Here is a 1,973-nt window from a genome sequence, read left to right as displayed (position 1 = left end):
ACCTCCGATGGCCGCGACGATGCGCCCCACGGTGAAGAGCCCGATGCCGGCCGCCGCCGCGGCGAGGAAGGTGCCGACGGCGATGAGGGCGAGGCCCAGCGCCATGAGCGTGGCACGCGGCATCCGCGCCAGCAGGGTCGACACGGCGGGCGAGCCGACCGCGACCACGATGCTGTACCAGGTGATCGAGTAGCCGACCGCAGCCGTGGTCGTGTGCAGCGACGCCGCGATCGCCGGCAGCACGCCGGCGATGACGAACGCATTGGTCCCCACGACGAACAGGCCTGCCGCGAGGATTCCCAGCTTCAGCCCGACGTTGCGAGTAGCGTTGGATTGTTCGATAACCGTCACACAATAGAGAGTACGCAATAGTTCGATGATTGTCGAACCATTGCGTGAGCGACCGGATGCCTGACTACCCCGCCCCCGACATGAAGGACGTCGAGCTCGTCGACGTGATGAAGGCGCTCGCCGACCCGGTGCGGCTGCACATCGTGCGCGTTCTGGCCGACGGCGAGCCGCGGTCGAAGACCCTCGACAACTGGGGCGTCGACGTCACGAAGTCGACGATGGCGCATCACTTCCGCACGCTGCGCGAGGCCGGCCTCACCCTCACTCTGATCGACGGCAGGCGACACGAGATCCAGCTGCGCCGCGCCGAGCTCGACGCGAAGTTCCCGGGGCTCATCGCCGCGGTGACCGCGGAATCCGACTGAGCGGCGCGCACACCCGGGGTTAGGCTGAGGGCATCGGCAGCGGCCTGGATTTGGGCTGGTCGGGGTCACGCATCTGGCTTTGATGGGCGGTGGCACCGGCATCCGTCTTCGTTCCCCTATGTCCAGGTGATCTATGGCTGTCCCTCTGATGCTGCGCACGCCCGCTGCGCCCTACGTCCGCCCCGCCGAGCTCGATGGCGCCCTCGATCGGCTCGAGGCCGCGCGCGAACCGTGGGCGACGCTGTCGCACGCGGATGCCACGACGCTGCTCGCCGCGCGTGACGACGACCTCGACCGGCTGCTCGCGGTAGCCGGCCGGATTCGCGACGACGGCCTGGCGGCGGCCGGCCGCCCCGGGGTGATCACCTACTCGCGCAAGGTGTTCATTCCGCTGACGCACCTGTGCCAGGACCGCTGCCACTACTGCATCTTCGTGCAGACCCCGGGCAAGCTCGCGAAGGCCGGCATCTCTCCCTACATGGAGCCCGAGGACGTGCTCGAGGTGGCGCGCCAGGGCGCCGCGCTCGGCTGCAAGGAGGCGCTGCTCACTCTCGGCGACCGGCCCGAGAACCGCTGGCCGATCGCCCGGCAGTGGCTCGACGAGCACGGCTACGCGTCGACCCTCGACTACGTCGCCGCGATGGGCGAGCTGATCCTGCGCGAGACCGGGCTGCTGCCGCACCTCAACCCCGGCGTCATGTCGTGGGCCGAGCTGCAGCGGCTGAAGCCCGTCGGCCCCTCGATGGGCATGATGCTCGAGACGACGTCGACCCGCATCTGGGAGACGCCCGGCGAGGCGCACTTCGGGTCGCCCGACAAGGACCCCGCCGTGCGCCTGCGGGTGATCGACGACGCGGGCCGCTCGCGCATCCCGTTCACGACCGGCGTGCTGCTCGGCATCGGCGAGAGCGCCGAGGAGCGCATCGACGCCGTGCTCGCCCTGCGCGCCGCGCACGAGAAGCACGGCCACATCCAGGAAGTGATCGTGCAGAACTTCCGCGCCAAGAACGCCACCGCGATGATGGGCGCCGTCGATCTCGAGACGCAGGAGTACGCGGCGGCCGTCGCCGTGACCCGCGTGCTGCTCGGCCCCGGCATGCGCGTGCAGGCGCCGCCGAATCTGACGGATGCCGGCGAGCTCGCCCTGCTCGTCCGCGCCGGCATCGACGACTGGGGTGGTGTCTCGCCGCTCACGCCCGATCACGTGAACCCCGAGCGCCCCTGGCCGCAGATCGAGGAGCTCGCGCGCCTCACCGC

At 70.2% G+C, this 1,973-nt stretch carries 3 protein-coding genes; 2 read left to right on the top strand and 1 reads right to left on the bottom strand.

Going from position 1 to position 1,973, the window contains the following annotated elements; translation table 11 throughout:
* Nucleotides 1–351, bottom strand: a 351-nt coding sequence (locus ACM2XV_RS14830; protein ID WP_487027491.1) for an MFS transporter, incomplete at its 3' end; no start/stop codon positions are given.
* Between the two features lie 56 nt (nucleotides 352–407).
* On the opposite strand from ACM2XV_RS14830, the gene ACM2XV_RS14825 reads away from it, so the two are divergent.
* Both ACM2XV_RS14825 and cofG read left to right on the top strand, forming a co-directional pair.
* Nucleotides 408–716, top strand: coding sequence for an ArsR/SmtB family transcription factor (locus ACM2XV_RS14825; protein WP_487027490.1), 309 nt, complete (start codon nucleotides 408–410; stop codon nucleotides 714–716).
* Between the two features lie 133 nt (nucleotides 717–849).
* On the top strand, nucleotides 850–1,973 hold a 1,124-nt coding region (gene cofG / locus ACM2XV_RS14820; RefSeq protein WP_487027489.1), incomplete at its 3' end, for a 7,8-didemethyl-8-hydroxy-5-deazariboflavin synthase CofG.

It is taken from the genome of Gryllotalpicola sp. CP2-P1, from assembly GCF_057512245.1.
Note: the sequence above shows the minus strand (reverse complement) of the source record. Positions and strands in the feature narration are given on the sequence as shown.